Annotated in this window: 7 protein-coding genes and 1 other RNA gene; 2 read left to right on the top strand and 6 right to left on the bottom strand. The window is 55.6% G+C overall.

The window, feature by feature from the left end; genetic code table 11:
- Positions 1-24 precede the first annotated feature (24 nt).
- Both F4V43_RS16065 and F4V43_RS16060 read right to left on the bottom strand, forming a co-directional pair.
- A complete protein-coding gene (locus F4V43_RS16065; protein WP_150459262.1) occupies positions 25-960 on the bottom strand; it encodes a LysR family transcriptional regulator in 936 nt (311 codons plus the stop codon).
- A 21-nt stretch (positions 961-981) separates the two neighbouring features.
- Positions 982-1,608, bottom strand: a complete 627-nt coding sequence (locus F4V43_RS16060; protein WP_150459261.1) for a rhomboid family intramembrane serine protease — start codon at positions 1,606-1,608, stop codon at positions 982-984.
- 119 nt (positions 1,609-1,727) lie between these two features.
- Between F4V43_RS16060 and tpx the strand changes: the two genes are divergently transcribed.
- Positions 1,728-2,246 carry a thiol peroxidase gene (gene tpx / locus F4V43_RS16055; RefSeq protein ID WP_150459260.1) on the top strand — a complete coding sequence of 173 codons (519 nt, stop codon included), beginning with the start codon at positions 1,728-1,730 and terminating at the stop codon, positions 2,244-2,246.
- Positions 2,247-2,340: 94 nt separating this feature from the next.
- Here tpx and F4V43_RS16050 read toward each other — a convergent pair whose 3' ends face one another.
- From F4V43_RS16050 to F4V43_RS16040, 3 genes are all read right to left on the bottom strand, one after another.
- Positions 2,341-2,730 carry a DUF1499 domain-containing protein gene (locus tag F4V43_RS16050; protein ID WP_150459259.1) on the bottom strand — a complete coding sequence of 130 codons (390 nt, stop codon included), beginning with the start codon at positions 2,728-2,730 and terminating at the stop codon, positions 2,341-2,343.
- Between the two features lie 154 nt (positions 2,731-2,884).
- Positions 2,885-3,078, bottom strand: a non-coding RNA gene (gene ssrS, locus F4V43_RS16045) — 6S RNA.
- A gap of 105 nt (positions 3,079-3,183) precedes the next feature.
- On the bottom strand, positions 3,184-4,017 hold the full coding sequence (locus F4V43_RS16040; RefSeq protein WP_150459258.1) for a YesL family protein: 834 nt from the start codon (positions 4,015-4,017) through the stop codon (positions 3,184-3,186).
- 173 nt (positions 4,018-4,190) lie between these two features.
- Here F4V43_RS16040 and F4V43_RS16035 point away from each other — a divergent pair, with 173 nt between their 5' ends.
- Positions 4,191-4,292 (top strand): dihydroorotate dehydrogenase, encoded by a 102-nt coding sequence (locus F4V43_RS16035; protein ID WP_150459257.1) that lies wholly within the window; start codon positions 4,191-4,193, stop codon positions 4,290-4,292.
- Positions 4,293-4,387: 95 nt separating this feature from the next.
- On the opposite strand, the gene F4V43_RS16030 is transcribed toward F4V43_RS16035, so the two are convergent.
- Complete coding sequence (locus F4V43_RS16030) at positions 4,388-6,010, bottom strand: DEAD/DEAH box helicase (protein ID WP_150459256.1); 1,623 nt, start codon at positions 6,008-6,010, stop codon at positions 4,388-4,390.
- Between the last annotated feature and the right edge of the window lie 170 nt (positions 6,011-6,180).

Below are 6,180 nucleotides of genomic sequence, written 5' to 3'. Positions count from 1 at the left end.
ATAACCAGGGGGGTTTTCCAATGTCTATTCTAAGGGGTGCACTTCATACATGCCGACCGGGGTATTATTTTGCCTGGATTTGAAGTAAGTCAGCAGAAACGCCCGGAAGGAGCGCGCTACGAGCGGAAGCTTGCCGTCTGAACGATAGATCAGCCCCACCGTGCGTGTAACCTGCGGCTCCGAGATGCGGACCTGGGCGGGCTGCAGCCGTCCGGTCTGGAACAGTGCCATCTCCGGCAGCAGACTGACCCCCATTCCGGCGGCAACGAGCCCCCGGATCGTATCGGTCTCTCCCCCTTCAAATGCAATCTCCGGCGTGAACCCCGCCTGAAGGCAGGCCTGCCAGACAATCGGCCGAAGCGAGTAGCCGGGACTGAAAAGGACGAACTGCTCTTCCCTAAGCTGCTCCAGTCGAAGCACCGACTCCCCGGCGAGCGGATGGCCGGGCGGAAGAATGGCGAACAGCTCCTCCGTCATTACAACGTCGCCCGACAGCTGGCCGCTGCTCTCCGGACAAGGCGAAATGAAGGCCAGATCAACCTCCGCCGACAGGACATCCTTGATCAGCGAAGAATACGTTCCCTGCTTGAAGCGAAAGCGGACATGCGGATAATGCTGTTTGAACTCGGCAACGATGGTCGGAATGAGATGGGTGCCCATGCTGTGCGGGAATCCGATGCGGATCTCCCCTCGCTCCGGGTCCAGGAATTCATGGACCTCGGCCACCGAGCGGTCCAGATCCTTCAGGATCGTCTCCACCCGCTTGCAGAAGAGCTGACCGACCGGGGTCAGGTGCAGGTTACGGCCCTTTTGCATGAACAGATCCACGCCCAGCTCCTGCTCCAATTGATGAATCTGGCGGCTGACCGCCGATTGCGCCACGTGCAGCTCCTCCGCCGCCCGGGTGACATGCTCTTTCTGCGCTACTTTCAAGAAATACTGAAGCTGTCTCAGCTCCACGGGTCGATCCTCTCCTTCCGGCTAACGCATGGTTCTTGACGGCGCAATCCGGACGATCAGACCGTACAGGAAAAAACCGCCGATCAAGCCGCCCAGATGCGCGGCCCAATTGATGTTCGGCATGGCAAAAGTCGTGATCACGCCGAGCAGCAGAAGGCTGTACAGCGTTTTGCGGGAGCCTTCATCCAGCTTGAAGCGCTGCAGCAGCGCAATATACAGGAAAGCGCCGTAGACCGCATAGATAGCTCCCGAGGCTCCGACGGATACCGTTCCCGCATAGACCGCTTCTCCGGACACTCCCATTGATACCAGATTGCCGACCACGCCGCCAAGGATATAGAGAACGGCATAGCGAGCCCAGCCCATCAGCCGCTCCAGCGGCGGAGCGAATACAAGAATGGCAAAACAGTTGAAGAGCAGATGTGAGATTCCATTGTGAAGAAAGATCGAAGTGACCAGCCGCCACCACTCCGTGCGCTCGGGGCCGATATCGACCATGGCGCCATAATGAAGCAGCGTATAAGGGTCGGTGGACCCTCCGTTCAGGGACAAAATGATGAACATGACCAGGTTCGCGGCTACAATCAGCGTCGTAACCGGATAGTACCGCAGATAGCTCTTCCAATTCTCATAACGGATAAACAGCATACTTTCCATCCTTCCTTCCGATAGGTCCGGTTGGACATGGTCTTGTCTTTATGATTATAATTTAGAAGGCCAACAACAATCCAATGTGGTACGAATTAATTTGAAGGAGGATTATACTCATGGCTCAAGAACGGACAGGCGAAGCAACCTTTAAAGGCAACCCGATCACTCTGGTCGGTCCCAAGCTCCAGCCGGGAGATCAGGCGCCGGATTTCACCGTGAACCTGAACCTGCTCGAAGAAACGACCCTCAAGGATTATGCAGGCAAAATCAAGCTCATCAGCGTGGTCCCTTCGCTCGATACCGGAGTATGCGACGCCCAGACGCGGCGCTTCAATGAAGAAGCCGCACAGCTCGGGCAAGACGTCGTTATTCTGACGGTTAGCGCCGATCTCCCCTTCGCTCAGGCGCGCTGGTGCGGAGCTGCCGGCGTAGACCGGGTCGTCACCCTCTCGGACTACAAGACCCGTTCCTTCGGCGAGGCCTATGGCGTACTTATTAAGGAATTCGCTCTCGATATGCGTTCGATCTTCGTCCTGGACCGGGACGATAGAATCACCTATGTCGAATACTTGTCGGAAATGACGGAACCTCCGAATTTCGAGGCCGCCATCGAGGCTGTTCGCAAGCTCCTTTAGAAGGATTCCCTTTCGGGCATCCCCGGTCATAGAACAAGCGGAAGAAGGAATCCTTCTTCCGCTTGTCGCTTGAATAGGGGCGTTCCGCCGATAATCAGTCGGTCTTGTATTTGGACAGCTTCTTGTCCAGTATGCCGTACAGGCGCTGAATCACCCGGTAATTGGCGCCCAGATCGCCCAGCGAGCCGCGCGAAGCCGAATACATGTCAACGGCGCTGCGCATGGGGCCTGTTCCGAGCACGGATACCGTAATGTCCAGGGTCCGTCCAAAAGCCGTCTTCTTCTCCAGCGTAATCTCACCGACGGATGGGACCTCGTGAAGCACCTTGAACCCGGGAACCTTCTTCAGCGTCGAAGAAACTTCTGCCCAGGCTTTGTCCTTGCTGAGACTGTAATAACGAGTCTTGAGAGCCGGATCTTTGGCACGGTCGCTCGTTCCGTCGTAGCTGCGAAACAAGCCGACCAATGTTCGTTTAAACGACAAAATTCTTCCCCCTCTGTATATCCTTCATTCCTATTCTATAGTGTAACATTCTTCCTCCCCGAACAAAAGCCTTTGCGTGAACGCGAAGGCAAGATCCCCGTTATGGAAAAGCGCCCTGTCCCGATATGGGAACAAGGCGCCTTATGCATTGCTTGGGAAACCCGCCTATGCCGTCCGGCTGAAGTGTCTTCTGAACCTGCACCAGCAGGTGGGTGACCGCAGAATACGCTTTTGAAGTCCCCATGTCATATAGACAGGGCCTTTCAGCCACGATCCGTAATTGGTCTCCCAAGACATTGTCATTGGTTCAAAACAACGAACAGCCGATAACGAACATCGCAGGATTTATATTGTTATTATAGTGTGTTTGTGCGAAAAAGTAAACCATGTATGCGCTTTTATTTAGCCTTATCCAGTTCCAATATTGTCCGGACTATTCTCGGCCCCTGCCTTCTAGCTTCTCTTCGGCTCCTCTGACGACTCCAGGAAATCCTCGTCCTTCTCTTCTTCACCGTCTTCACTGTCTTCGCGTTCCTCGGCTTCCGCCTTCTCCCGCGCTTCCTCTTCCTTCCGCTTCTTCTCTTCCGCCTGCGCCTGAAGCTTATTATAGGTCGCGTAGAAATTAAAGAATGCCGCCATGGCAATCAGCGTCGGGATGCAGAGAACGAACAATACCGGGTAGCGCATTCCGATATAGGCCAGCACCGCAGCCGATACGAGCGACGAGAACACCCGAAACGGGCGGGCGATCGTAATCAGCAGGGAATTGATGATCACTTCTTTGAATTTCATTTCATAGTGAACCACAATTGAGAAGAAATTGAACATCGAGACGAACAGGATGATCATCAGAACAAGCATCAGAATGCCCACGATCTGAAAATCCTTCATTTGATTCATATAAACGGTGACATCGACATACATCACCACCGAAAGAACCGTATAAATCAGTCCGCCAAGCATACTCTTGACGTAGTTCTCCTTATACCCCTTAAAGAAAGTCCTGAACGTGCCGACATCCGTATTGCCCATGACCCACTTGCGGACCACGTTGAACAGCGCCGATGTCGCCGGGAACAGCGTGAACGGTGCTGTAATGCCAAGCCCCCAGTTCAGCAGCACCTGCTCGTTGGCGCCCCCCGTATCGCTGGCCAGCATAATAAACTTCAGCAGAACGACGAACAAAAACGGAACCGAACAGAGCGCCCACAGAATATTGCTGAACGCAATTCTCGAAATCCATTCCGTAATGCGGTAAATACCGCCCATTGCACCTTTAAACTCCACTTTCCTTCCTCCTGTCTGTCTGCGCATACCGCGTAATCTAACTATACCTTATTTCCCGGGGACAGCGCCATAGCCCAACTTGCCGGAAGTAGGCGGTCATCCAATCCGCCGATTCTTCAAGACCATATAGTACCATTGTCATTTCCCATCCCAGACTTTGAAGGAGGTATATCATGTCTGCACCCGCAGGATACGGCGGCCTCTGGACTTCCACCGGCACCATTCTCGTTCTGTTCATTTTGCTTGTGATTATCAGCCGTACTTTCTTCATCTAATACCGCTGCCTTAAATGGGACAAAAAGAAAGACGGAACGCATCCGCGTTCCGTCTTTTGCTGCAAGTTGTCGGGGACATCCGCCCCCGGCCGAACTTAAATATCGTAGGAATCGTCGCTCTTCGCAGCCGGGCGGCGTTCGCCTGCCGGACGCGAAGGCTTGCGGTCTCCGCTGCGGGAGCCGGCGTTGTCGCGGTTGCCCTTATAGCCGCCGCTGCTGCTTCCGCCGCCGTAGTTGCTGCCGTAGCCGCTGCGGCTGCCGCCTTCACGGTTGCCGCCGCGGTAACCGCCGCTGCCGCCTTCGCGGTTGCCGGAGTAGCCGCCGCGCGAGCCGCCGTAACCGCCGTTAGGCTTGCGGCCGCTGCTGCGGATATCGTTTTTGCCGCCGCGGCGTTTCACGCGGATCGGTTCTTCCGGCGTCAGCTGGATATCCGAATCCTTCTTCTCGCCGGTCAGCAGCTTCATGGCTGCGGACAGCAGTTGCACGGAATCGTACTGCTCCAGCAGCTGGATGGCAATTCCCTTGTACTCGTTCAGCTCGCCGTTCTCGACCATGTCGAGCAGGCGCTCGGCCGTAATGCGCTGCTTGCCTTCAATGGCCTCGGCCATGGTCGGAAGCGGCTTACGGGTAATCCGGTGACGGGTTACGCGTTCGATCAGACGAAGGTGATCGATCTCGCGCGGCGTTACGAACGACCAGGCTGTGCCTTCCTTGCCCGCCCGGCCTGTACGGCCGATACGGTGAACATAGCTCTCCGGATCCTGCGGCAGGTCAAAGTTGATGACATGCGATACGCCGGACACGTCGAGACCGCGTGCCGCTACGTCCGTAGCGACCAGAACGTCGATGCTGCCGTCGCGGAATTTGCGCATAACGGCATCGCGCTGGTTCTGGGACAGGTCGCCGTGCAGACCGTCTGCCGAGTAACCGCGCTTCTGGAGCGCTTCCGACAGCTCATCGACCCGGCGCTTCGTGCGTCCGAATACGATCGCAAGATCGGGAGACTCCATATCGATCAGGCGGCTCAGAGCTTCGAATTTCTGGCGTTCCGGCACTTCGATGTAAGCCTGGTCGATCAGCGGCGCGCTGACCTGCTTCGGAATCACCGATACATGCTGCGGGTTCTTCAGGAATTGTTGGGCCAGGCGCTGAATGTTCGGAGGCATAGTTGCGGAGAATAGCATCGTCTGACGCTCTTCCGGCACCAGCTTCAGGATCGACTGGATGTCCTCCATGAAGCCCATGTCCAGCATTTCGTCCGCTTCATCCAGTACCACCGTCTTCACGTCGTCGAGACGAATCGTCTTCCGGTTGATGTGGTCGAGCAGACGTCCCGGCGTACCGATGATGATCTGCGGCTTCTTCTTCAGTCCGCGGATCTGCCGGCCGATATCCTGTCCGCCGTAGATGGGCAGCGAACGGAGACCTTTGAAGCGGCTCAGCTTGCCGATTTCCTCGGCGACCTGGATAGCCAACTCGCGTGTCGGCGTCATAATCAGCGCAACGATCTTCTCTTCTTCGCGCGGAATTTTGGTAATCAGCGGGATGCCGAAAGCGGCGGTCTTACCCGTACCCGTCTGTGCCTGTCCGATCATGTCGCTGCCTGACAGCGCGATCGGAAGGGATTGCTCTTGAATCGGAGTGGCTTCTTCAAATCCGAGTTCCGTGATGGCCTGGAGAACCTTGGGCTCCAGGTCGAATTCTGCGAATGTTTTCAAATTATTCATGCTCCTTCTACAGTGGACATTCCACATGCTTGTCTGTATTCTTAAGTAGCGGCAAACATTCATTAGACTGTCCCAACCTGCCTGAATCTCTGCATGGTTTCGTGCAAGGGGCGATGACCGCCCATCTAATCGGGCGTTTACCCCGCCCGAACACATCGTAG

Source organism: Paenibacillus spiritus (assembly GCF_008710135.1).
Lineage (GTDB): Bacteria > Bacillota > Bacilli > Paenibacillales > Paenibacillaceae > Paenibacillus_AQ > Paenibacillus_AQ glufosinatiresistens.
The sequence above is the reverse complement of the archived record's forward strand: the minus strand, read 5'-3'. Positions and strand labels throughout refer to the sequence as shown.

What these genes read in the sequence shown, in the direction of transcription:
- F4V43_RS16060 (WP_150459261.1), bottom strand. Translation starts at nt 1,608, where the DNA reads ATGCTGTTTATCCGTTATGAGAATTGGAAGAGCTATCTGCGGTACTAT.
- tpx (WP_150459260.1), top strand. Translation starts at nt 1,728, where the DNA reads ATGGCTCAAGAACGGACAGGCGAAGCAACCTTTAAAGGCAACCCGATC.
- F4V43_RS16035 (WP_150459257.1), top strand. Translation starts at nt 4,191, where the DNA reads ATGTCTGCACCCGCAGGATACGGCGGCCTCTGGACTTCCACCGGCACC.